Source organism: Oceanobacillus sp. J11TS1 (assembly GCF_018333215.1).
Lineage (GTDB): Bacteria > Bacillota > Bacilli > Bacillales > Amphibacillaceae > Oceanobacillus.
The window spans coordinates 143820-167025 of sequence record NZ_BORO01000007.1 but is presented as its reverse complement, the minus strand read 5'-3'; the positions used below and the strand labels follow the sequence as shown (position 1 = coordinate 167025).

At 37.9% G+C, this 23206-nt stretch carries 27 protein-coding genes, 1 rRNA gene and 2 riboswitches; of the genes, 8 read left to right on the top strand and 20 right to left on the bottom strand.

All coding sequences use genetic code 11. The features are described 5' to 3' along the window. Nucleotides 1–84, bottom strand: a 16S ribosomal RNA gene (locus tag KI343_RS08200); the annotation flags it as partial. A gap of 734 nt (nucleotides 85–818) precedes the next feature. Between KI343_RS08200 and pdaB the strand changes: the two genes are divergently transcribed. Further along, on the top strand, nucleotides 819–1577 hold the full coding sequence (pdaB, locus tag KI343_RS08195; protein WP_212925924.1) for a polysaccharide deacetylase family sporulation protein PdaB: 759 nt from the start codon (nucleotides 819–821) through the stop codon (nucleotides 1575–1577). Between the two features lie 189 nt (nucleotides 1578–1766). Here the strand turns inward: pdaB and KI343_RS08190 are convergent, their stop codons facing one another. Further along, complete coding sequence (locus KI343_RS08190) at nucleotides 1767–2420, bottom strand: KinB-signaling pathway activation protein (RefSeq protein WP_212925923.1); 654 nt, start codon at nucleotides 2418–2420, stop codon at nucleotides 1767–1769. A 163-nt stretch (nucleotides 2421–2583) separates the two neighbouring features. On the opposite strand from KI343_RS08190, the gene gerD reads away from it, so the two are divergent. After that, nucleotides 2584–3186 (top strand): spore germination lipoprotein GerD, encoded by a 603-nt coding sequence (gene gerD, locus KI343_RS08185; protein ID WP_244856843.1) that lies wholly within the window; start codon nucleotides 2584–2586, stop codon nucleotides 3184–3186. A gap of 99 nt (nucleotides 3187–3285) precedes the next feature. On the opposite strand, the gene KI343_RS08180 is transcribed toward gerD, so the two are convergent. The 3 genes from KI343_RS08180 to cwlD all read right to left on the bottom strand — a co-directional run bounded on the left by KI343_RS08180 (nucleotide 3286) and on the right by cwlD (nucleotide 5433). Next, complete coding sequence (locus KI343_RS08180) at nucleotides 3286–4344, bottom strand: Mrp/NBP35 family ATP-binding protein (RefSeq protein ID WP_212925922.1); 1059 nt, start codon at nucleotides 4342–4344, stop codon at nucleotides 3286–3288. Between the two features lie 4 nt (nucleotides 4345–4348). Continuing rightward, nucleotides 4349–4480, bottom strand: a complete 132-nt coding sequence (locus KI343_RS20340; RefSeq protein WP_280530120.1) for a hypothetical protein — start codon at nucleotides 4478–4480, stop codon at nucleotides 4349–4351. 224 nt (nucleotides 4481–4704) lie between these two features. After that, the gene (cwlD, locus tag KI343_RS08175) at nucleotides 4705–5433 is read right to left on the bottom strand and encodes an N-acetylmuramoyl-L-alanine amidase CwlD (RefSeq protein WP_212925921.1); all 729 of its coding nucleotides are present in this window, start codon (nucleotides 5431–5433) and stop codon (nucleotides 4705–4707) included. Between the two features lie 263 nt (nucleotides 5434–5696). Between cwlD and KI343_RS08170 the strand changes: the two genes are divergently transcribed. Beyond that, complete coding sequence (locus KI343_RS08170) at nucleotides 5697–6128, top strand: DUF948 domain-containing protein (RefSeq protein WP_244856834.1); 432 nt, start codon at nucleotides 5697–5699, stop codon at nucleotides 6126–6128. 185 nt (nucleotides 6129–6313) lie between these two features. Here the strand turns inward: KI343_RS08170 and KI343_RS08165 are convergent, their stop codons facing one another. From KI343_RS08165 to KI343_RS08155, 3 genes are read right to left on the bottom strand one after another with little or no spacing between them, the layout of a single operon-like run. Continuing rightward, nucleotides 6314–6547, bottom strand: coding sequence for a hypothetical protein (locus KI343_RS08165; RefSeq protein WP_212925920.1), 234 nt, complete (start codon nucleotides 6545–6547; stop codon nucleotides 6314–6316). Next, complete coding sequence (locus KI343_RS08160; protein ID WP_212925919.1) at nucleotides 6537–6989, bottom strand: DUF948 domain-containing protein; 453 nt, start codon at nucleotides 6987–6989, stop codon at nucleotides 6537–6539. The genes KI343_RS08165 and KI343_RS08160 overlap by 11 nt, the downstream gene beginning before the upstream one ends. Further along, complete coding sequence (locus KI343_RS08155) at nucleotides 6986–7432, bottom strand: DUF948 domain-containing protein (protein WP_212925918.1); 447 nt, start codon at nucleotides 7430–7432, stop codon at nucleotides 6986–6988. The genes KI343_RS08160 and KI343_RS08155 overlap by 4 nt, the downstream gene beginning before the upstream one ends. Before the next feature lie 316 nt (nucleotides 7433–7748). On the opposite strand from KI343_RS08155, the gene KI343_RS08150 reads away from it, so the two are divergent. Beyond that, entirely contained in the window at nucleotides 7749–8603 is an 855-nt protein-coding gene (locus KI343_RS08150) for a YihY/virulence factor BrkB family protein (protein WP_212925917.1), read from the top strand. A 67-nt stretch (nucleotides 8604–8670) separates the two neighbouring features. Here KI343_RS08150 and KI343_RS08145 read toward each other — a convergent pair whose 3' ends face one another. From KI343_RS08145 to KI343_RS08125, 5 genes are all read right to left on the bottom strand, one after another. Then, complete coding sequence (locus tag KI343_RS08145; RefSeq protein WP_212925916.1) at nucleotides 8671–9849, bottom strand: GNAT family N-acetyltransferase; 1179 nt, start codon at nucleotides 9847–9849, stop codon at nucleotides 8671–8673. Nucleotides 9850–9879: 30 nt separating this feature from the next. Further along, nucleotides 9880–10530, bottom strand: coding sequence for a YdeI/OmpD-associated family protein (locus KI343_RS08140; RefSeq protein WP_212925915.1), 651 nt, complete (start codon nucleotides 10528–10530; stop codon nucleotides 9880–9882). Between the two features lie 17 nt (nucleotides 10531–10547). Continuing rightward, on the bottom strand, nucleotides 10548–11213 hold the full coding sequence (locus tag KI343_RS08135; protein WP_212925914.1) for a hypothetical protein: 666 nt from the start codon (nucleotides 11211–11213) through the stop codon (nucleotides 10548–10550). A 143-nt stretch (nucleotides 11214–11356) separates the two neighbouring features. Next, nucleotides 11357–12763, bottom strand: coding sequence for an NADP-dependent phosphogluconate dehydrogenase (gndA, locus tag KI343_RS08130; RefSeq protein WP_212925913.1), 1407 nt, complete (start codon nucleotides 12761–12763; stop codon nucleotides 11357–11359). A gap of 209 nt (nucleotides 12764–12972) precedes the next feature. Next, on the bottom strand, nucleotides 12973–13392 hold the full coding sequence (locus tag KI343_RS08125; protein WP_374705419.1) for a CotD family spore coat protein: 420 nt from the start codon (nucleotides 13390–13392) through the stop codon (nucleotides 12973–12975). Between the two features lie 283 nt (nucleotides 13393–13675). Here KI343_RS08125 and KI343_RS08120 point away from each other — a divergent pair, with 283 nt between their 5' ends. Beyond that, nucleotides 13676–13942 (top strand): YesK family protein, encoded by a 267-nt coding sequence (locus tag KI343_RS08120; protein WP_212925912.1) that lies wholly within the window; start codon nucleotides 13676–13678, stop codon nucleotides 13940–13942. Between the two features lie 82 nt (nucleotides 13943–14024). Here KI343_RS08120 and cypC read toward each other — a convergent pair whose 3' ends face one another. Further along, on the bottom strand, nucleotides 14025–15269 hold the full coding sequence (cypC, locus tag KI343_RS08115; RefSeq protein WP_212925911.1) for a CYP152 family fatty-acid peroxygenase CypC: 1245 nt from the start codon (nucleotides 15267–15269) through the stop codon (nucleotides 14025–14027). A gap of 261 nt (nucleotides 15270–15530) precedes the next feature. After that, a riboswitch (SAM riboswitch) is annotated at nucleotides 15531–15630 on the top strand. Nucleotides 15631–15735: 105 nt separating this feature from the next. Here cypC and KI343_RS08110 point away from each other — a divergent pair. The 3 genes from KI343_RS08110 to KI343_RS08100 all read left to right on the top strand — a co-directional run bounded on the left by KI343_RS08110 (nucleotide 15736) and on the right by KI343_RS08100 (nucleotide 17764). Next, nucleotides 15736–15858: an SDR family NAD(P)-dependent oxidoreductase gene (locus tag KI343_RS08110; protein ID WP_374705418.1), complete on the top strand. Its 123-nt coding sequence runs from the start codon at nucleotides 15736–15738 to the stop codon at nucleotides 15856–15858. Between the two features lie 84 nt (nucleotides 15859–15942). Continuing rightward, nucleotides 15943–17247 (top strand): Na+/H+ antiporter NhaC family protein, encoded by a 1305-nt coding sequence (locus KI343_RS08105; RefSeq protein ID WP_212925910.1) that lies wholly within the window; start codon nucleotides 15943–15945, stop codon nucleotides 17245–17247. A gap of 49 nt (nucleotides 17248–17296) precedes the next feature. Continuing rightward, nucleotides 17297–17764, top strand: a complete 468-nt coding sequence (locus KI343_RS08100; protein ID WP_212925909.1) for an S-ribosylhomocysteine lyase — start codon at nucleotides 17297–17299, stop codon at nucleotides 17762–17764. 81 nt (nucleotides 17765–17845) lie between these two features. Here KI343_RS08100 and KI343_RS08095 read toward each other — a convergent pair whose 3' ends face one another. The 6 genes from KI343_RS08095 to KI343_RS08070 all read right to left on the bottom strand — a co-directional run bounded on the left by KI343_RS08095 (nucleotide 17846) and on the right by KI343_RS08070 (nucleotide 23184). Then, nucleotides 17846–18646, bottom strand: coding sequence for an ATP-binding cassette domain-containing protein (locus KI343_RS08095; RefSeq protein ID WP_244856833.1), 801 nt, complete (start codon nucleotides 18644–18646; stop codon nucleotides 17846–17848). A gap of 57 nt (nucleotides 18647–18703) precedes the next feature. Then, entirely contained in the window at nucleotides 18704–19468 is a 765-nt protein-coding gene (locus KI343_RS08090; protein WP_212925908.1) for an ABC transporter permease subunit, read from the bottom strand. 129 nt (nucleotides 19469–19597) lie between these two features. Next, nucleotides 19598–20587: an aliphatic sulfonate ABC transporter substrate-binding protein gene (locus KI343_RS08085; protein ID WP_212925907.1), complete on the bottom strand. Its 990-nt coding sequence runs from the start codon at nucleotides 20585–20587 to the stop codon at nucleotides 19598–19600. Nucleotides 20588–20602: 15 nt separating this feature from the next. Continuing rightward, entirely contained in the window at nucleotides 20603–21409 is an 807-nt protein-coding gene (locus tag KI343_RS08080) for a VOC family protein (RefSeq protein WP_212925906.1), read from the bottom strand. 310 nt (nucleotides 21410–21719) lie between these two features. Beyond that, nucleotides 21720–21828, bottom strand: a riboswitch (SAM riboswitch). A 285-nt stretch (nucleotides 21829–22113) separates the two neighbouring features. Beyond that, on the bottom strand, nucleotides 22114–22374 hold the full coding sequence (locus KI343_RS08075; protein WP_212925905.1) for an RpnC/YadD family protein: 261 nt from the start codon (nucleotides 22372–22374) through the stop codon (nucleotides 22114–22116). Nucleotides 22375–22554: 180 nt separating this feature from the next. After that, on the bottom strand, nucleotides 22555–23184 hold the full coding sequence (locus KI343_RS08070; RefSeq protein WP_212925904.1) for an RpnC/YadD family protein: 630 nt from the start codon (nucleotides 23182–23184) through the stop codon (nucleotides 22555–22557). Nucleotides 23185–23206 lie beyond the last annotated feature (22 nt).

Below are 23206 nucleotides of genomic sequence, written 5' to 3'. Positions count from 1 at the left end.
TTCCGTTTGCTTCCTGCGCTCGACTTGCATGTATTAGGCACGCCGCCAGCGTTCGTCCTGAGCCAAGATCAAACTCTCTATAAAAGTTTTTTGTTTCTTAGCTTTCAGAAGTCAACTTCTGACTTATTTAATAAGAAAAACGAGGTTGTCTTTCTTCTTTCGTACTGGTTGTTTTGTTCAGTTTTCAAAGAGCAATTTTTTTCTGTCGTTTTTTGCGACAAGATATAATTTATCATGTTTTGTTTATGTTGTCAACACTTTTTTTGAAGTATTTTGTCGAAGCAATTTCGGTTAATGTCGTTTGCTTGTGACAACAAAAAATAATATACCATAGATATTTTAGAAGCGCAATAGCTTTTTGCAAAAAAAATGTAATTCATTTGATAATCGTATCAAATCATCTTATCTATAGCTGCTGAAAAGGTACTTTCCCTCCTAATAAACATACTCTCTTTTGAAGTGATATGTTATATAAAATCTATCTTTTATATCATTCGTTCCTCATAGTTTCTTACATATGGCTGTCTTTTGTAAGACGATGCCTTCTTCTTTTTAAAGAATTTATTTTTGCAAAGGATGAATGAATACCATTTTGCCTCATCTAGGCGTAGCGGCTGAAAGTATAGTTTTCTCACCATCTAAGTATCCCCCGCACTCTATATGCAAACAAAATTTCTACTGACATTTACGACAATCATTTTCTGTATGCTTGTACATATCTCTCCTATCACCACATATATATAGCAATACAATGAATCATTTTGCATTGTTTTAAGATACCCATGATACATTATATCCAAAAATGAGGGGGAATAAAATTGAATCATTTCTACACAATACGTTTGAAGCCAAAGAAAATGATTTTGTTAGCAGTGGCAGCTATTGCGGCAGTGCTTCTTGTCTGGACGCAGACTCCTTCCATTATCTCTGTCTTCTCTAATGAAGAGGAACCAGTAGCTTTATCAAAGGGGAATGAAGATTTAGAAGATATAGCATTAACCTTTAACATTAGCTGGGGAGAGGAAAAGGTAGAGAGCATTCTTGAAGCATTGGAGAAAGAAGATGTTCAAGCTACCTTTTTTGTCAGTGGTGAATGGGCTGAACGGCATCCGGATATCTTAGAGGCAATTTCAGACGGGGCACATGAAATCGGACTGCTTGGTTATCGCTATAAAAGCTATTTAGATCAAGAGCCTGAAGAAATAAGAAAGGATTTATTAAAAGCACAAGAGGTTATGACCAAATTAGGATATGAAGATGTTCGACTGCTTCGTACGCCACATGGTCATTTAAACAAAGAAATTATTGAGTTAGCAGAAAGCATGCAGTTCCAAGTGGTTCATTGGAATGTCAATCCGGATGATTGGGAAAATCCTGGTGTAGAAACAATTATCGATGAAGTTATGAAGCAAACTGATAATGGCGATATTATCCTATTACATGCTTCTGATAGCGCGAAACAAACTGCTGAAGCATTAGAAACAATTCTTCCAGGCCTGAAAAATAAAGGGTATGGGCTCATTACGATATCTGAGATGATTAACCAAGCAAAGGCAGAAGCAGAACTCATTGATTAAAACCTGCTGTATTTTTCTGTAACTTCTTTTACGATAAGAAGAAGCTTCATTTACAGTCTTAGAGGAAATGCGTCCAGGTCCTTTCAAATATTAGAAATGCATTCAAAAAGGCAATATCTCTCATTTATTGATGAAAGATACTGCCTTTTTCTGTATCCGAAATGATACGTATTCGTTATCATTTTCAATTTATGCTTTTTTAGTTTGTTCCTTTTTCGACTTCGGTGTAGATTGTTGTCCTTTTGTTGATTCTTTTTGGACAAAAGGTAGTCGATGAAGCATTAAAATCTGGTAGGTGTTACATACCAATAATGGGACAACCATCAGCCAAGCGTAATCAGTACCATCTACCATTAAACCAGGAACCCATTCGACTGTTGTAAAAACAATCATAAAGAAAAGCGCCGGAATAAAAGCTGTCGAATTTGTTTCTTTTGCTTTAACCTTTGCAACAATCCACGCAATCACTAACATGGCAGCAGCTATGAGTATAAACCAATATATCGCTACATTTTCACCCGCTGCACGATAGGGGAAATAAATAAGATCAAATAAAATAAAGATAATAACACCAACTTGTACGGTAGGCCAAAACCCTTTAAACAAATTCAGAAGCATTCTATTCACGAATAAGTACGCAAAGAAACCTGTCATACTTACTGCTGCAAATGTCAGACCAAGCGCCAAAAAGAAAAGAAATACTCCAAAAAGCTCCATTGCATTAAAAGGAGAAAGATATGTAAGATATTCCGCTGGCCGTATGAAAAAGCTCGCAATCAACCCAGCAAGTCCGCCAAGCCAAAATGTTTTCCAAAAGAAATTCACCAGTATTCTTGTGTTCAATTCTTCACCCTCCCTATAGAAACAATCATTCGTATTTTATCATGAAGCGTTCTTTTTTTCTTCCATGCCTTGTGTATATTTTGTTAAATTATCAACCATATTAAGAACATGTAGATTAGGTTCTCACCCCAAATCTAATCACAAAAAGAAAGGGGGCTATATTGTGATACGACAAGTATCCATTGCACTCCTAAGCTTATCTATATTATTTATCTCCGCTTGTGGAAACAACGCCGAATCTCATGATGCGGAGTATGAAACCACAAAGAAGATGGTTGTTGATATTCTACAGACAGAAGAAGGCAAAAAGGCCATAAAGGATATCTTAGCCGACAATGAATTAAAAGACCAACTGATTATGGAATCAGAAGAAGTAAAAGAAACTGTAAATAAAGCCTTATCATCAGAAGAAGGTAAAAAGAACTGGACAAAAATGTTCCAAGACCCTGAGTTTACGAAAACTTATGCAAAATCCATCTCCGACGAGCAAAAGAAGCTTATGAAAGACCTTATGCATGATAGTCAATTTCAAGAGCAAATGATTGAGATATTAAATAACCCTGAGGTGGATAAACAAATGCTTGCTATTATGACAAGCCAAGCATTCCGCGCTCATCTGGAAAAGACAATCCAAGAAACATTACAATCTCCATTATTCCAAGAAAAGATAAATAAAGCCATTGAAGAAGCCGCGAAGAAAAAATCATCCGAAAGCGATCAAAGTAACCAAGGCTCTTCCAATGAAAATAGTGGTTCGTCCAGCTAATGTATTTAGGAAGAATTTTCATCTATGTACCCTTCTTCTAAAACCTAGAAACAAATAGGGCGCTGTTTCCAGAAACAAGCACCCTATTTGTTATCTATATTATTCCTCTAATTTTGCAACAATTTTTGCAGCAATCTTATGATACTCTTTTCCATTTGGATGATCTTCCTGGTAGACAGATGGAGCAAATTCATCCTCTTCCTCATATGGCTGTTGGAGTGATAAATGGCCAAGAACCTTTGTTTTTAGAACTTCCGCCAGTTTTTTTCCGCCGCCTCTGCCAAAGACATATTCTTTTTCACCCGTTTTCTTACTTTCAAAATAGGACATATTTTCCACCACGCCAAGAATCTCATGGTCTGTTTTTATTGCCATTTGTCCCGCACGTGCTGCTACAAAAGCCGCCGTTGGATGCGGTGTTGTCACAATAACCTCTTTACAAGACGGTAAGAGTTCATGAACATCCATTGCAATATCACCAGTTCCAGGTGGTAAATCAAGCAATAGATAGTCTAACTCGCCCCACTCTACTTCTGTAAAAAAGCTGTTTAACATTTTTCCAAGCATTGGACCGCGCCAGATGATTGGCGAATTATCTTCCACAAAGAATCCCATAGAGATTACTTTGACGCCAAAGCGTTCAACAGGGATAATCTTTTCTCCGCGAACAACAGGCCGCTCCTCTACACCCATCATATCCGGAACACTAAAACCATAAATATCCGCATCAATAATTCCTACTTTTTTGCCTAAACGCATTAAGGAGACGGCTAAGTTAACGGTTACTGTTGACTTACCAACGCCACCTTTACCACTTGCAACAGCGATAAATTTAGTGTTAGAAGCACCAGCTATTAATGACTCTTCCTTTGCCTTTTCCGCTTCGGATTGATACTTCTTAACGGTTTCATCTGGCAACTGTTCAAACCGTAGTCCTACTGTATTTGCTCCATTACGTTTTAAAATGCCGACAATCTCTTGCTGAAGCTCCATTTGTTCACCAGTATTCATTTTGGAAATACCTACTTTGACACTGACATGCTTTTTCTCCTCTTTTATCGTAACGGATTTAATCGCATCCAATTCCTCTAAACTTCTATGTAAAAAGGGATCTTTCACAGAACGAAGCAACTCTATAACCTCATCTTGCGTTAACATATTCTCACCATCCTTTTTGAATCTGTCCATGTTTTAGTATAACATAAAACAAATCTTCATTCAGTGGTGGCGCTTTCTCTTTCTGTATTAAATAGAGCTGCAGTTTGCTTAAATGAATCGAGGTTTTAATGTCCATTATTTCCTATCTCCACACTTATCCACGACGTGAAAGAGGCAGAGACAAAAGTTTTTTTATCCAGCAGATTCCGAACATCATTGGTGCGAATACCCGCTTCGGAAATATACGCCGCTCCATTGCATGTTGTGCAGCTTCTAGACGTTACACTTTTTTGTCCCAACCTCTTCTTATCATGACTAGACATTAAAAACAGCTAGTGCGTGCAAAACCGAAACAATATATCACTCCACCTCTTCCTCCACAGCGTCTTCTGTCACATAACGCAAGATTCCTTCATAAATACTGGCCGCCATTTGCCGCTGATATGTTTCATCTTTCAGTTGTTCTCGCTCTGCTTCATTTGATAAAAATCCTATCTCTACTAATGCTCCAGGGACTTCCGCATGCTTTAGCAGATACATTTTATCCAAAGCGAGCGGCTGTCTATTTGTATTTTCTAAATTACGGATAATCTCTTCTTGAATCATGGTTGCCAGATGTTCTCCCTCCTCAAATCTCGGATAATAAAAAGTCTGAGCACCATGCCACTGTTTAGAAGGCAGTGCATTTAAATGGATGGAGATAAAGAATTCTGGCTGTTTCTCATGAATAAATGCTAAGCGATTCCGTATATCCTCCGACTTACGATTAGCCAGACCGCTTGTCCCTTCTGCAGCTAAATCTACATCCTCTTCACGGGTTAAATAAACCAACGCACCATGCTGCATAAGATAAGATTGAACAATCTTGGAGACTTCAAGCGCAATATCTTTTTCCACTGTACCATCGGAACCTACCGCTCCCCCATCTGCCCCTCCATGTCCAGGATCAATCACAATAACTTTTCCGTTTAATGGCAGTGACCAAGCAGAATTAGACGAATTAATTGCTTCCTTCGTGGGATACTGTAATAAGAAAATAAGTAAAAATAAACCGAGAAACCAAAAGGCCACTTTCTTCTTTTTTGACATATCGCTTCGTTCCTTTCTACCATAAATTTGCATTCCTTGTTACGATTTATAGGTAAACATCGGATTCAAATAAAGTATCGCCATTCCATCGCTGTTTAATAAGCATGTACAAAGTGATACAATAGACAGCAGCATTCCTTATTAAAATTTTATGGGTTGGTCGCCCAGTTTATGACTTATCTTTTGTGGTATGCTAAAATAAAATGAGCGTTTTAATTTATCGTTTATGGGGTATTTAGAAATAATGATTCGGAGGTATTATTATGGCTAACTGGATATTGATTTTATTAGGTATTGGAGCTGTCCTTATTGGACTGGGCTTATTAGCAGTAAGTGGTTTTCTTTTTATGAAATTGGGAGGACTGGGAAAACTCATTCAAAGTGCAACAAAAACAACGGATCAGCTCCCGGAAAAGGTAGACGAGATAACTTCGCAATTAACAGATATCCTAAAAACAGGTAATAAAACATTGCACCAAGTAAATCAACAAATCAAGGAATTATCTCCTTTGTTCTACTTAATCGGTGATGCAGGACGAGCTACACATAACATGACATCATCCGTACTTAAGACAGCAAATCAATTACAGGAAAAGACAGAAGAAGCTAACCTGACAATAGCAAATAAAAACTTGCAGGGTATTTACGGCTTAGCGACCATCGGTTATTTTCTTGTGAAGTTTAATAAGAAATAATTAGAACAAAAGCTGGCTCTTCACCAAAATCTATGGATGACAAAATTATAATTAATTTGTTATGAGCAACCGCTACGGAAAAACACTACGCTAGCTAGGCGTAATTAACATATTTATTCTTTAATATCAACCATAGATTTTGGTTTTAACCTAAAAAACTGCTTGGAAATTCCAAGCAGTTTTTTTTATTCATTTTCTGCAATTTTATTTTCGACTTCCTGGCGTATTTCTTGAAGCTCTGTCGCTTTTTGATAGCCATCATGATAAAGGCGTTGTTCAAAATCACGGAGGCGAGTTAATAAGGATGGATTTTCCTCTAAAGCTCGTTTCTTTTCCACATAAGAGCTCGCTGTCCATCCTAATGCTGCGCCAACAACAGTACTTACAACGATGCCAGCTTTATACGTTTTATTGCTCATGTGTGTATGCTCGCTTCTCACGTTTTAAATCTCTTTTTTTCTTTAACCAATAATATCCGAGTGCGACTCCGCCGTATACACCGCCAAGGTTGTTTTTATTAGAAACTTCCTGACCAGCTTCTGTTTTTGTCTTTACGGAGTTCGTTACATCCACTAAGGAAGAGGATAGCTTTCTGGTAGCATTTCCAACATCCCCAACAATATAAAATAGCGGACTTAATTGTTCCATTTTTTCATTTACATCTGCTAAAGCTTGATTACCTTCACGGATCACATTACTTGTTTCTTTCATTATGCCGTCCAATTGTTCTGGTAACTGTTGGACAGTCTTATCAACACCGCTTAGTACACTTGCTAAGTTGTTTAATATATGACTAATAAAAATAGCTAAAATAACACATGCAATTCCAATAATAATGACGCCAATCCCTATTAATGTCATTTTACGTCCTCCTTATTCTGGTTAACTTTATTCTTTTTACTTGCTTGATAGCTTTTATAAATTTGTATTGCTGCTTCACTCCAAGTGATACCTTTACTCGCCAGATTTAATTTTTCTTCCAGATTTGCATCATCTAATGCTTGACGTTTCGCTTTATAGGCATCATTCAAGGACTGAATGGATGTACCAACATCTTCTAAAGAGCCAAAGATACTATTTGTCGTCTGCAACTTTATATGGGTATCATCAATTAAATGATCTACCTCTTGCAGGGTTGTCGATATTTCAGGTGTAACATAGTTCATTTCTTCTTCCATTTTTACTATCGAGTTTCCAAGTAAACGCATTGTATTAGATAGTCGATATAATGCAAAGGCCATATAACAACAACCGATAGCAAAAGCAATAGCAACAAGTAGAATCCCTATAGAAATAATAGGCATATGTAAAAATCCCCTCCTTTTCCATTGCATGTTCAAAAGGATAAAATGAGCTTGTCGATTCTTAAAAGATACTGCTCGAATTTTGACGCATCATTTTTAACCGGACTTTTTGAACAGCCTCTATAAACAATATTATACCACCTGTAAAAATAAATAAAACGTTTCTTCTTCATAACATAAGATTATATCTTTTTATTTTTGGGTATAGAACCCATATATCTTATCTTTCCCCGCCTTTATAGATATATTTATTCCATTTCTCTATGTTAATATAACATAGGCAGGGGCATTAAAAAATTACTTATTGGAGGCGACTATGAATAGTATAAAACAATTCGGTAAAGAATTTATGAACCGCTTTTCCGAAAATAATACGACATTGCTTGCGGCTGCACTTGCTTATTATTTTCTGTTGGCTATCTTCCCGCTTCTTATCGTCGGCTTTGCAATTATTCCTTATTTTAATATCAGTCCAGATGAAGCGGTTGGATTTATCGGCTCCATTTTACCAGAAGGTCTAGCCGCAACGTTTGAGGAGAATATTGTCAGCTTGGTAGAAACACCGCGCGGAGGACTATTAACTATCGGGATTCTAGGAACGATTTGGTCAGCGTCAAATGGGATTAATGGTTTTATTAAAGCATCGAACCAGGCATTTGAAGTGGAAGAAACGCGTTCCTTTATTAAAGTCCGAGGTACAGCAATTCTGCTGACTATCGGGATGCTTTTAGCAGCAATTACATCCATCACCTTACTGGTTTTTGGCGATGTGATCGTCAACTTCTTAATTTCCTTCATTGGGATTAGTAAAGGAACAGGACTTATTTTGCAAATATCTCGCTTCATTATGGCCATTGTTATTGTCACAGTTATTTTGTTGGGTCTTTATCGGTTTGCGCCAAATAAACGTATTCCTTTCAAGCATATTTTACCGGGTACATTTACAGCAAGTGTATTATGGCTAGTGAGTTCTTTTGCTTTTTCCATTTACGTATCTAACTTCGGAAATTATTCCGCTACGTACGGAAGCCTTGGAGGAATTATCATTCTTATGATCTGGTTCTTCCTAACAGGCATTATTCTGCTTGTAGGTGCTCTGCTAAATAGTATGTTCCATCAGAAAAAAGTGGACAGTTCTAAGGGAGAACTAGAAGAAGCAGTAAATAATTAAGAATAACAACTTAAGTAAAGCCCCGTCTCGTTCTTGGGAGGGGCTTTACTTTATATTTATTGCCGGCTTAGAAAAAGTCAGCAAGATAAGGATGCCGTTTCTTAGGAATATACTGATCCAGTTTCACTATCTTGTCCATATCTCCAGAAACAAAGTCTAGCTGATAAAGCTGTTCCATGGTTTGTGTTCCTAACAAAACCATCGCTAATTGTTGAATGGTCATGGATGCTGTTGTATGAATCCGATTGGAGGGAGCTTCCATTTTCTCTATTTGATGAGACCCATTTTGAAAATGAATGTGATAAAAACCGCTATTATCCTCAAAAACCTCATCTTTCACTTGAATCGTATATACTCCCTCTCTATTTCCTCGCGTCAGAAATGGATACATTTTGAGAAAGGCTTCTACATCTACAATTCTTGTCATGAAATATGGCTCTTGTTCTTGTTTCGCCCTTGGCTCCTCTAAAAAGAGCGGAAGCAAATCATCATCAGGAAGCGTTATATGTACTTCCTTCGCCATCGAATCATGATTGGCAATAAACTGCAACAGCCGCTTTTTACTGTTTGGGGTGACTGCAACCCATTCATCAATGTCCATCTTATTATCTCTTACTTTATAGCGTATATATCCATCTGCATTTCCCTCATCGTCATAACTTATCACCGTGGTCAACTGTTCTTTACTGAAAATTTTGTGCTCCCACCAATGGTCATCACGGACGAGCATACCTGTATATTGTTTTGTATATTCTTGGTATACATCCTTTAAAATCGATTCTTCCCCTTTTTTTAGACGACGTACATAACCTGATGTATCTTTAAACCTTGGCACGCGGTCCATCGGAATCGTAAATTGCATTTCATTGATGGTCATCTCCCATCCAAATTTCCGATAAAAAGGAACACTAAATGGCGCCAGGTAAGAAATGATTTGTCCCTCTTTCTTCATTTCACCGATAGCATGAAGCAGCAACTTTCGCACAGCGCCTTTTCTGCGGTACTCTGGCCATGTTGCAACGGAGGAAATGCCTCCTGTCTTCATGACTTTTCCATGAATACGAGTTTCTAATGGAATGATATGAACCTTTGCAGCTAGATTCTCCCCTTCCATCCAACCCCAGACTGTTTCATTTTCCTTCTCTTTCTTTTTCTGCTCCATTTGTTCTGGAGTTGCAGGCGATTGAAATGCAAAGGCAGATAACTCATAAATTTCGTCATTTGTTACTGGAATTTGTTTAATCATGAATGTCCTCCTCATTTGCGAATAAAGGGATTACTTCTTTTGCTGACGATACAGTTCAATAGATTTATACCCTTGTGACAGAATATCGAGCATTTGTTGCTTGCGTTTATCGCGCGTCTTTTGCTGTTTAGCGGAAAAGAGATAACGCGCCCAATCCTTTCGATAGCCAGGTGTTAAGCTTTGATAAAATGAAAGCATCTCCGGATAGTCGGCTAATATCGCTTCAACGTCCTGTACATTTTGTGCATAATCTGCCACGCGCTGGCTTGCTGAGACCGGCTTCTTCTCTTTCCGCTTCTCGCGTTTTAAACCAACAACCGTGAATACATCATCCATCCGCACCATACGGGAAAATTTCAAATCACTTCCTGCCACATAGCCTTCTTCGTCTACTTTCAAAGATGGGAAAATTTCATCCCTGTGGATATATGTGCTGTAACGCTTATTCCCCTTTTTAGGATAAGCAAAAAATACATACCCTTTTGGAAGCAGCAACTGGTGCTCTATAATTTGGTGTGTATACGCAACCATTTCATCCAATGTTTCTACAAAAATAAAAATAGCATCATGCTCTTGGTGAAACGATTGATTATGTTTTGTAAAAATAGCATAATCATCTGGTTGGTTGATAACTGCCATGTTTGTGTATTTTTGAAGCTTTAATTTATCTATAATCGTCACTGTATTCCCTCCTCGCTTCACGTTTCTAATTTTAATTGTTTAACTATAAAAGATGTCAGGGTATTCAACGGGTTTATAATTATCTTAGCTGTTTTCTCCTCAACTTGCAGAGCTGCGTCAACCATAGATAATTGGGCAACAGAAATAACTTTATGATTCTCTTTCATCCTTTGATTTAAATACCTAGAGATTTCTTGATTGTATTCCTCTTTTAACCCTTGCATAATCAATTTAAAAGTATTGTCTATAACCATAACTTCTATATCTAAAGATTTTTGATGATTATCCGCATACTGTTTCAGACGTTTCATCGTTCCTCTAACTGTCTCAGGATTCGTAAAAAGAATTGCCTGGGGTTCTTGTATATTGCAAAGAGCGTCAAAGAAAGGCTCATCGATCTTAATAATTGGAACAGCTGTGGAGAGTTGGTCTTCCTTTAACATGGCAATATAGTTGGTACAAGTAATAAGAATAGCATCCACATTACATTGAGCAATCCATTCTATTTGTTCTTTCACTTTATTTGAGGCGTTTGATTCTTGAAACTTTTCATCTGAACTAACGCGATACATTAGTGCCGGATCAACGAAATGGATTAATTCAACATTAAATAGGGAAAGTGCACGCTCGATATATCCTATATTCGAATGATGTGCATGTAAACAACCTAATTTTTTTCTCAACTCTGTTCCACCTCTGCATGTTTTTAGTAAATGTTGCTTACAAATCCCATTCTGTCTGATAATGAAAAGCCCCGGAATCAAAACCCTTTGACTCCGGGACATTTTATCATTATGAAAAATCAAAAACCCTACTTACAGGGCAATTAAAACCATTGAGAGTGGAAAATGCCTTCTTTATCTTTACGCTCATACGTATGTGCACCAAAATAATCACGCTGTGCTTGAATTAAATTAGCTGGCAGGTTCTCTGAACGATAGCTGTCATAATAAGCAATAGCACTTGCGAATGTTGGGACAGCAACGCCTTGTTGTACTGCTAAAGAAACAACCTTGCGTAGAGACGCTTGATAACCTTCGACGATTTCTTTGAAATAAGGATCGAGCATAAGGTTTGGTAAATCTGCATCACGGTCGTAAGCATCTTTAATTTTTTGTAGGAATTTTGCACGGATAATACATCCTCCACGCCAGATCATAGCAATTTCACCATAGTTTAGGTTCCAGCCATTTTCTTCAGACGCTGCACGCATTTGCGCAAATCCTTGGGCATAAGAAACAATTTTACTCATGTAAAGTGCTTGACGGATCGCTTCGATAAGCTCTTCTTTACTTTCAGATATCTCTGCTTTAGCAGGACCAGAAAATACTTTGCTTGCTTGAACGCGCTCTTCTTTTAAAGAAGAAATAAAACGTGCAAATACAGACTCTGTAATTAATGGCAGTGGTACACCTAAGTCTAACGCATTTTTGCTTGTCCATTTACCAGTACCTTTTTGGCCTGCTTTATCAAGAATCACTTCAACTAACGGCTTTTTCGTTTCTTCATCTACTTTCGTGAAGATATTTGCTGTAATTTCAATAAGGAAGCTGTCTAGTTCGCCTTTGTTCCATTCTTGAAATACTTCATGTAGTTCATTAGCGTCTAGGCCGACAACATTCTTCATTAAATCATATGCTTCAGCGATTAATTGCATATCTCCATATTCAATTCCATTATGAACCATTTTCACAAAATGTCCGGCACCATTTGGTCCAATATAAGTAACACATGGAGCACCATCCACTTTAGCAGAAATGGCTTCAAAGATTGGCGCAACAAGATCATACGCTTCTTTTTGTCCGCCCGGCATCATAGAAGGTCCCTTTAAAGCTCCTTCTTCTCCGCCAGATACACCCGTTCCAATGAAATGAATACCTGTTTTGTCTAACTCTTCATTACGGCGGATAGTATCTTCAAAGAGTGTGTTTCCTCCATCGATTAAGATATCTCCATCTTCTAAGTATGGTTGTAAAGAAGCGATAGTAGCATCTGTTGCTGGACCAGCCTTAACCATAAGCATAATTCTGCGAGGCTTCTCAAGGGATTGAACAAATTCTTCAATGGTTTTGGCACCGAAGAAGTTTTTCCCTTTTGCTTCATTTGCCATAAAGTCTTCCGTTTTCTCATATGAACGGTTGAAAACAGATACCGCAAAGCCTCGGCTTTCTATATTTAATGCGATATTTTTTCCCATAACGGCTAAACCGATAACACCAATTTCTTGCTTCATATATACTCGTTCCTCTCTCTTGCAAATTTGAAAATGAATCTTTTCTTATTATAACGGATTTCTTCTATAGAAACCAACTGTCAGCCTATCCTTTCTTAATTATATGACAACTCAAGCAGCATTTTAGAATAACTACCCATACATAGAAAAAACCACCACTCCGCAGCATCACATCAGACTGCGAATTGATGGTTATTCCTAATTAGTTCTTAGCATCCACAATGGCCTTTTGGCGGGTGGCATGGCGGACAAGGATGATGCGGTTTACCACACATGATATGCTGCTCTTGAACGTTATTTACAACAGATTCTGTATGAGGAAAGTAATGTTTGTGCGTTGTCATATGCTGGTTAACATTTGTCGTGTGACTAGGGTGAATATGCTTCACTTCCGTATTAGAAATGTTTGTTTTTACATATTGCTTCGTTGGTGATACCTGTGTTGGACCTTGTTGTGTAGGTGATACTTGCGGAGCGCAATATTCTGGCTGCATTTGCTGCTGAGGCATATGCTGCATCGGCATTTGCTGTTGCTTTTTATGGCAATGTCCCTTCATAGAAGCTCCTTGTACCTGTTGGTTTCCCCAGCCTTGATTAAATTGTCCTTGATGATGTTTACTACCTCTCACCGTAAAGGACCTCCTTTCCTTTTCTTTCATCTTTCTCTATAGACTATGTACACTCCCTAATCTCGGTTTGATGTAATAACCTATTTTTCAAGAAATTCTCTTGCTCATTTAGCCATGACATTCTAATAATGGAAGAAAAATAGGCTGAGAACGGGAATGGAAGCACAAAAAAGCATTTCACCTAATGTAACAGAACATCGTGTAAAAATATCTAAAATTGATTAAAGAAAAGCATAAAAGGGAAAAAACATATATAAAAACAACACTTAATGGAGGGAAAAACATGAAAATTATAATGGAATTTTTACCATTTATTTTGGGAATGAGTGTCATCTTACTTCTAATTAGCCTTTTTGTTAAAGAAAAACGTGTTATTCCGCCAATGGTGGTAAGTTCTATTAGTATTATATGTGTATTTATCAGCTTATTCTTCGATGGATGGAAAGGTATGGGATTTGGGTTTATAAGCCTTGCAGCTTTCATCAGTTCCATCATTATCCTATTAATTATGATTGGTATTACATGGCATAAAGGGGATTTCTCTAAATAAGTTTTAAAAATCAACGGACATGCCGTATAAGTAAAATTATACAGCATGTCCGTTGAACTTTGATATTACATTGTATTCGCGATTATTTTAAGTGTACATTTTTAATAACTACCCCACTCTCTGGAACTGGAGGGATATCATTCATTTTATAATCCAAATCTTGTTCCGGGAAATCAAAAGAAAGACGATGCACAAAAAAGTCCAGGGTTACTTTTAAGATGTCAATAGTTATCCATTCTCCAGCACAGCGATGACCGATATTGAACTCTCCGCCGCCTTGGGGGATGAAATCGAACGGAGACCCTTCCCATGTTTGAAATCTCTCTGGTTGAAATGTGTCCGGGTTGTCCCAAATTTCCGGGTCATGGTTTGTACCGTATAAATCTAATAACGTCAATGTCCCTTTTTCAAATGTATAGCCATTCCAGCTAAAATCCTCTTTTACACGTGCTGGCGCTACTGGGAAAAACGGATAAAATCGTCTAACTTCCTGAATAAAATGCTGTAAATCGTCCTCGTTCTCTAGCTGACTCACTTTTTCCGGATAATCGTGCACAGCTAAGATGAGAAAATCAATATAGACAGCAATTGCTACAATCGGGCGCAATAAATTTAATAATTCGACCGCTACAATTTGAGCATCCAGTAATTCTCCGTTTAAATCACGATGCATGGCAAAGTGGTAAACTGGGCTATCTTCACTAACCTTTGTCTCTCCCGCACGTACGTTTTCTACTAAGTCAACAACCTCTTTTTCCGCTTTGGATCTTGACCTTCTCGCTTGCCAATGGCTTAATCCTACCGATCCCGCATCCTCAAACATATCGCTAAGCTGATCTGTCCACTCAGGAATCTCTGATTCTTGATAAGGTACGCCAGTCCATCGTAAGGCAGAACGGGTCAATACATATTTTGCCGCCTGATATACCTGTATTTCTTCTTTTGACTGTCTTTCCATTTCCCGTTCCCACTCTTGCTGCAGGATAGCGGATATCTGCTTCAGGCCTTCTTTTGTCATAAGAGACATAAACATCTCTTTTCGATGGTGATGTTCCTTCCCATCTAATCCCTGAACGCCTCCTTCCCCAAACAATGTCTTCTGAATTCGTCCAGGAGAAGCTCCTTTTCGAGAGAACTTCGTATTATCATAAAATACTTCTGCTTCTTTCTTACCTACCATACAAATCGTTTTCTCACCTAACAATGTCGTTTCAAATACACGCGATTCAAACTTTTCCGAGCGATTTGTAATAAAACGATATGCTTCATCTAAAAGCTTCAGTGTATGGTCTAATCCTTTGTCCTTCGGCATATGCGTATCTGTCATTTCTATATACCTCCAATAATTGTAGTATTCTAGTTTGTATAGTTCCCTACTTGTTTCCAATTTAAACGATATATAAACGACCTAAGGACCCGCGATTAATGATGAAATCTAATCTTATTTTCCTGTTCAAGGGAAGGGGCGTCCTATTCATCGAAGAAATATTTATATTTTAATCATCTCATGCCTTTGAACACGTACTTTTATTGACTTTCAAATTAATTTCCTGTATCTTGATTAATATCAATTATATAATTATAAATTTTCTTATCTAGAGAGGTGGAGGGACTGGCCCTTTGAAGCCTCGGCAGCGGACTAAACAGTACTGTGCCAATTCCAGCAGCAAAAAAGCTAAAGATAGGAAGGGAAAAATCGCTATTATGAATGAACCTCTTCTTTCCATTTAGAAGAGGTTTTTTTTTTTAATTGGAATGAAAAATAGTTATTGCGTTATGAAAGGAATGTAGTTATGTATACAATGGATTTAACTGGAAAGGTTGCAATGGTAACCGGCGGGGCTAATGGAATTGGTGAAGCAATCGCAAAAGCTCTCTTGGAATGCGGAGCAAACGTTCCTAGGACAAGGAATTAATGTTACAGGCGGGATGTCGATAAACGAATGATTGCTTCATACATTTTCGCTACTTAAATTAGAAAGAAAGCCAGGAGGGTTTTAATGAACAGTCAAGCAAATAAAGGAAGCTTCATAGCACTTTTCCCATTATTTATTTTCGTACTTCTATTCATCGGTACCGGGTTAATTACCGGGGACTTTTCTAATATGCCAATCAATGTGGCGGTGATTATTGCATCTGCTGTCGCACTTGCCATGAACAGGAAAGAAAAGTTATCTGCAAAAATGGAAACTTTCACAAAAGGGGCGGGACACCCGAATATAATGTTAATGGTAGTTATCTTCATTCTCGCAGGGGCGTTTGCTGAAACTGCTAAAGCCATGGGAGCTGTTGATTCCTCTGTTAATATGGGGCTGTCCTACATTCCAAGTAATTTATTAATGGTTGGTTTGTTTATCGTCGGCTGTTTTATCTCCATTTCGATGGGAACATCGATGGGAACAGTTGCAGCACTTGCTCCAATTGGTATTGGAATCGCTGAGCAAACAGGAATTCCGATGGCCTTAGCAATGGGAACGGTTATTAGTGGAGCGATGTTTGGTGATAACTTATCTATGATTTCAGATACAACCATTGCCGCAGTTCGAACACAACAAACAAAGATGAGCGATAAATTTAAGACGAATTTTTTTATTGTTTTACCAGGAGCAATTGTGACATCATTTATTCTTTGGTTTCTTACCCAAGGAACGACAGTAAACACACTTGGCGAATATCCTTATGAAGTCATAAAAGTTTTGCCATACATTGCCGTTTTAGCTTGTGCAATCGCTGGAATCCATGTCGTTATTGTCCTTTTAGGAGGGACCATTCTAGCCGCGATTATTGGACTTCTAGATGGTTCTTTTACTGGAATAGGGCTCATTCAATCTGTTTCTCAAGGTGTTATGAACATGGAGGATATTGCGTTAGTCGCCATCTTTATTGGTGGAATGATTGGGATTATCCAGTATAATGGAGGCATTCAGTGGCTGCTTCATACTGTGACCAGCAAGATTAAAACAAAAAAGGGTGCAGAGTTTGGTATTGCTGGATTAGTAAGTGCGGCAGACATCGCAACGGCAAACAATACGATTTCTATTATTATGACTGGCCCGCTCGCAAAAAATATTGCAGATGAATATGATATTGATCCACGAAAATCTGCTAGTCTGCTTGATATCTTTTCAGGCTGTTGCCAAGGACTTGTTCCTTATAGCGGACAGATGCTAGCAGCTTCAGGACTTGCAGCCATTTCACCAGTCAGTATCATGGCATATGCATTTTATCCAATGACGTTGGCAATATGTGGTGTAGCTGCAATTTTGATAGGTTTCCCTAAACTGAATAAGAAGAACACCAACTAAAGTAGATTATATGTTAAAATAAATTTAAAAATAAGGAGTGAATGTATAAATGGCAAAAACAATGAATGTAGAAAGCTTCAATTTAGATCATACAAAAGTCGAGGCACCTTATATCCGTTTAGCCGGAACAACAGAAGGTACGAATGGTGATGTTATCTATAAATATGATTTACGGTTCAAGCAGCCGAATAAAGCACATATGGAAATGCCTGCACTGCATTCACTAGAACATTTAATGGCTGAATTAATTCGGAATCACCATGACACAGTAGTAGATTTAAGTCCAATGGGTTGCCAGACTGGCTTCTATTTAACCGTCCTCAATGATGAAAGCTATAATCAAATTCTAGAAACAGTAGAAAAAACGCTGGAAGATGTACTAAAAGCAGAAGAAGTTCCAGCATGCAATGAAGTACAATGCGGCTGGGCAGCCAGTCACAGCTTGGAAGGCGCGCAAGAATTAGCAAGAGAAATGCTAGAAAACAAAGCACAATGGAATAAGGTATTTGCAGAATAAAATGAAAGAAGCTGAAATACAGTTTCTTAGTCATATATAAAGCCATGAACCTCTTAAATAAGTTCATGGCTTTTCTAATTCTTATATGGATAATTTCTCCTTTAAACTTTCATCAACTTCCCCATTCATAATACGATTTAAAATTTGTTCCTCCAACACAACAAGTTTTGTATCTGATAGCTGCCGGGGTCTAGGATGATCGATTTCTAAATCCATAGCAACACTTCCATCCTCAATAAGAATAATACGATCGGCTAAACGAATTGCTTCACGTACATCATGGGTTACCAGAAGCGTAGTAAAGCCAAGTTTACTCCATATTTCTTCAATTAAATTCTGCATCTCTAATCTTGTAAAAGCATCCAGTGCACTAAGCGGTTCATCCAATAGTAACAGGGAAGGCTCATGAATCAAGGCCCTTGCCAAAGCCACCCGTTGCTGCTGACCGCCGGATAGCTGCGCCGGCCATTTATCCTTATGCTCTAATAATCCCACTGCATCCAGTACCTGTTCCGCCCGCTTTTCTCCCTTTGTTTCTAGACCAAGATTGACATTATCGATAACCGATTTCCAAGGAAGTAATCTGGAATCTTGATACATCATGGTCACATTTATCGTTGATTGATCGAGCGAGGTTTGATTATATAATAACTTTCCTTTTGTTAATTCATCTAATCCGGCTGCAAGGCGAAGGAAGGTACTCTTTCCGCTTCCACTCTGGCCAATAATCGCGACAAACTGCCCTTTTTCAATAGATAGATTAATATCTTTTAATACTTGTTTCTCCCCAAACGATTTACTGCCTTGCTCCACATCAATTTGAACTGCTTGATGGGTTAACTGTTTCACGTTATCGCTATTTCCGCTTATTTCTCCACTCAATTCAGCCACCTCTTTTATCTTTAGTAACAGGGATTCACCATCCTTATTCCCACTACTTTATTTATAACTTTCATTCCAAGTTAACAGCTTTTTCTCTCCTATTCGTGCAATTAAATCTGCCAGTTTTCCCAGCAATGCATAAATAACAATACTTAAAATAATAATATCGGTTTGCATAAATTCTCTTGCGTTGGTTGCTAAATAGCCAATACCTACCTGCGTCGGTATTGTTTCTGCTATGATTAAAGTCAGCCACATTACTCCTAGCGCGTATCTTACCCCAACAAAAATAGATGGTAAGGCGCCAGGAAGAAGGATATTTTTAAATAACTTCCATCCTTTTAAGTTATACATTTTCCCCATCTCCACTAATTTCGGATCTACGTTGCGAATACCGTGGAAAGTATTAACATATATAGGGAACAACACCCCGATAACTACAAGAAATACTTTACCGGTCTCGCCAATGCCAAACCATACGATTACTAAAGGAAGTAAAGCTAAATGAGGGACATTTCTAATCATTTGTATGGTTGTATCCGTGAATCGGTAAGACTTATTAGAAAGCCCATTTAAAATTCCAAACGTAAAACCAATTATTCCCCCAATAAGCATCCCTACTCCAGCGCGCCCTAAGCTAGCAACAAGGTGTTCAACTATTTCCCCGCTCGCTGTAAGCTGCCAACCGCTAGTGATAACACTTAATGGCGATGGAAATAAATTTTCTGAAATAATACCTAATGTCGAAACTAATTGCCAGCTAATTAAAAGAATGAATGGAATTATCCAAGGTTGTAATTTTTCATACCATGTTTCTTTCATTTGCATCGCCCTCCATAATTTATCCCGCCGCTATTGTCCTTTTAGCTCTCTTTTATGAAATTAGAAGAAAGCAATAATGAATGCGCATTACTAAACTAGCGCTCTATAAAAGGATGTTCAAAATTGAATTTATTCTTTTTCAATCGGCATGACTTCTGAAACATCTACCGGTTCCGGAATTAAGCCAGTTTCATAGTATTTATCCGCCTGTTCTTGCTGTCTATCTAGAATTTCTTGGGTAATTTCCGTCGCACCAAACGTCCGGCGGGAAATTTGCTTGCCAATTACTTCTTCGTCTATCCCTAAGCTATCTGATAATAACTTAACCACCTCATCATTATTGTCATTCGCCCATTGGTCTGCTTCATCAATTGTTTCTAAAATAAGGTCAACAAGCTCTGGCTGATTCTCTGCAAAATCCGGTGTTGAATAATAGAAAGTACGATTTGGATAGTTATAATCCTTCCCTTCACTGAAAGAAATTGTATCCAACTCTACTTCGGCAGATGCCAAATAAGGATCATAGGAAGCAAGCGCATCTACTTCCCCTGTTTCAAAAATAATTCTTCCCTGACCTGCATCCTCAGGGTAAACCCATTCCACATCATCCGCAGACAATCCAGCTTCTTCTAAAGCTAGAATTGCTAGATAATGATGATTTCCGCCTTCTAACGCAGCTACTTTCTTTCCTTTTAGGTCCTCTATGGTGTTAATACCAGCGTCTTCTAACACTAATAAACCTACCCCTTCTGGATTCGGCTCATCTGCACCTACGTATACTAGCGGTTTTCCACTTGCTTGGGCAAAGATACCAGATCCATCAGCAGCATGACCAAAATCAATCGCTCCACTATAAATTCCTTCTAGCAAAGCTCCCCCATGGGTAAACATCTCCCATTGAACTTCATAACCTTCTTCTTCTAATGCTTCCTCTAAGAAGCCTGTTTCTTTCAAAATATGCAATGTATTTCCTTTTTGAAAGCCAACCTTGACAACCTTGCTATTCTCTTTTCCAGAGGTCTCCGAGGCTCCGCTCCCGCACCCAGCTAAGAAAAGTGCTACTAAAAGAAATAAAAAACTAAATATACTAAAATATGATTTCCATCTATTCTTTTTCATCTCGTAACCCCCTTTTTAAAAAAACCGATATATCGCCTTTTTCACTTCAAATTGTTCTTTTTGATTTGCTCCAGAAAAATCAACAATAAAAGGTTTTTCCCCTCGTTTTGCTAACGTTTCTGAAACAGTCCCTTCTCCATTTGGACTATAAAAGACAATGTCCCCTCCTGGCAGCTTTAACCGATGCCCTGTTGCATTTAAAGCTTCATCAGTAAAACGTTCTCCTTTTTCTAAGTCTAAATAAGCTGACCATTTTTCCATCGTCGCTTCTGCATTTTCTACAGCAAACCCTACAGCTGCCAAGGCAAGGTTCCCACGGTTATGTTCTGCAATTGTCTCTTGCTCTTTCAAATCTCTCAGGCGTTCATCATCCGATTCATCCCATTGAATAAAGAATGGCAAATCCAGCTTATCCTCGGTATTCCCTGCAAATAATAGTTTCCATTTTACAACACTTCCATCTGGCCTTTTTCTGCTTAAAGGAACTGGTCCATTAACGTCTAAACCAAGGGCCTTAAACCGTTTTGCTTCTTCATCTAAGTTTTGGGACCTTAATGCAATGCGTGATAAACCAATCGCGTAATTATCCTTTTGGAACGTATCCCTCAAACTATACTTCTCTGCTGATTGCTCTGCCAAACGCTTATCAAATAATCCAATTAACTCAATATAACTTAAACCAAAATAGCTAAGTGTATTATATGTCCCTCCATTTTCATGCCTGCCCCCATCAACAACATGAAGACCAAGCTCTCTTAACTCATCCCTTGCTTCTTCTGGACTGCCAACAAAATGTACGAGATGATCAAATGTAAAACGCATGTATTCTCCTCCTCTGTATATCTTTTTTAATAAAATGTACTCACAGTAATACTTCTGAAATTTATACAACGAATCCATTGCTCATAGCTTCTATTTATTTAAAAATACTTTCACAAATGTGAAGAGAAACCATAAACATTGTATTCTTATCATTTAACTCAGGTTTAAAGTTAAAAAATATCGATTTGAGAAATTATCATTTCTTCCTTATTCCTATGCTTATCGATTTAATTTGTTTCCACTTCTCGTATATAAATAAAACGCCCTGCTTATTAAACATAAGAGGCGTTCTTGTTCTTGGTAAAATCCCCCCTTATAGATCAGATGATAATGTCTGCTGGATTTGGCACCGTTTGAAAGATATCCAATGGTTGCCGAAGTTTCCTAGGGCCAGTTCCCTCCGCTTCTCGTTATAAGAGTTTTCTGTTTTTTGTGATTAAATGTAATATTAGTGTATGTATTCTGATTTGTCAACTGAGTTTTAATATTTTTCCTGATTATTTTATCGAAAAAAGCAGATACACTAAAAACTTTAGACAGTTTTCGTACTCCAGAAGTAAAGAGAATATGGAATTTGTTTTAGCTTTTAAGGCAGGTGGAATGTAAATAAGTCGTTTAACTATTTTAGACAGGTTAGTGTAACAAAAGAAAGTGAGTAACTCCCTGTATAAAAGGAGTCGCTCACTTTCTTTTAATTAATTTGGTTAATCCACGGCAAGTTTTTTAATTTCTTCTTGGCTCAGTTCGGTAATTTCTGCTATTTCGCTGATTGGAATTCCTTTTGCTATCAATTTCAAAGCTACTTCCTGATTCCGTTTTTTTATGCCTTCTTGTTTCCCTTTTTCTATTCCTCTTTCCATGCCCTCTTCTATGCCTTTTTGTTTCCCCTTCTCAAAATAGGAATTGGGCAACTGAAGCACCACTTCTTTTTCTCCTTCCGGCAAGTTATCAATTTTCTCCATCATTTGCGCTTCCTCCTTTTCATTTAGTTTTAAATAGGCCTCGAAAAAGCCGTATATAAAGTGAAACTTCATTCAGTGGGGTTCTGAATGTTAGTTGAACCAATCGGGCCGTTACTGGCTGTTGGACCTCCCACTTGGAAATAACGAGTTTCCTTATTTTTGATGTGGGAGTCTTACAGCCAGTTACACTGCGAAGAATTCCATTTTGGCAGGATCAATTTGCATGCGACTGATCATGCGCAGAAATTCCAACTTCACCTGAACACGTTCATGCTCTTTATACCCCATCTGACTGAGTAATGCTGCTACGGCCGGGTTATCTGATTGAATATATTCTTTCCAGTTTTTCTTTTTTAAGTGTAGTTGTAAAAAGTTAAATTGAAGTACATTTTGATGAAGGGTATTTATTCTGAATTGGGTTGGTTCTTCTTTTTGTCTATTATAACTCAAAACAGCAATGGGTTGAATAGGTTTGCGGTGTTTTGCATAAAGGTAGCTGAAGTATAAAAACATTCTTTCGGGAAAATCAGCTTCATGAGACGATTGGGCTTCCGTATGAATATGGAGGAGTTTGGCCTCATGATTTAGCTTTACCTCTGCCAGAAGGTCGATTTCTTTCTTGGTGCCCTTGATGTAATCCAAATACACCTCTTGCTCTAGGAACGTGACCTCGGAGAAATCAATGTAGGGGTGAAGATCGGGGAAAAATCCTTCGATGAACTCTTCGAAAAACTCTTTTATCAGCTTTTTAAACAGCCGATCATGCTTCATGTAGTCTGCTTTTTCTTCTAAAATAACAGGTGCTGCGAACAAATAAACACTTCCTTTCAATGAA